This window comes from Streptomyces durhamensis (assembly GCF_000725475.1).
Classification (GTDB): Bacteria; Actinomycetota; Actinomycetes; order Streptomycetales; family Streptomycetaceae; genus Streptomyces; species Streptomyces filipinensis.
Genome location: NZ_JNXR01000090.1, coordinates 1 through 647, shown reverse-complemented (window position 1 = coordinate 647; position 647 = coordinate 1). Strand labels below are relative to the sequence as shown.

The following is a 647-nucleotide window of genomic DNA, read 5'->3' as shown; positions in this document are numbered from 1 at the left end:
GCTCAGCGCGGTGCGTACCCGTTCGCTGTGTGTGGTGCGCTCGATCTGTACTTCGAGTTCGGCCTCCACGGCATCGGCCAAAACCGTGCTGTCGGTGACCAGAACGGACGCAGCCATCACATCGTGCTCGGCCTGACTGATGAGATCGGCGGCCACATTGACCGGGTTCGCCGAATCGTCCGCGAGGATCGCGATCTCGGTGGGGCCTGCCTCCGAGTCGATCCCGACAACGCTGCGGCACAACCGTTTTGCGGCGGTGACGTAGATGTTGCCGGGGCCGGTGATGAGGTCGACCGGCTCGAGGTCGGTGCCATCGGTGTCGGTGCCGCCGTAGGTGAGCAATGCCACCGCCTGCGCGCCGCCCACCGCCCACACCTCGGTGACCCCGAGGAGCGCGCACGCCGCCAAGATGGTCGGGTGTGGCCTACCGCCGAACTGTGCCTGAGGCGGGGAACTGACCACCAGGGTGTCGACGCCGGCTTCCTGGGCAGGCACCACGTTCATCACGACGCTGGACGGGTACACGGCGTTGCCGCCGGGCACGTACAGACCCACGCGACTCACCGGGATCCAGCGCTCGGTCACCGTTCCACCTGGACTGACCTCAGTTGTCACATCGGTGCGGCGCTGGTCGGCATGCACTCTCC

Annotated in this window: 1 protein-coding gene; it reads right to left on the bottom strand. The window is 67.1% G+C overall.

Annotated elements, in window-relative coordinates:
- On the bottom strand, window positions 1-647 hold a 647-nt coding region (gene hisD / locus IO33_RS0141895), incomplete at both ends, for a histidinol dehydrogenase (protein WP_031174324.1).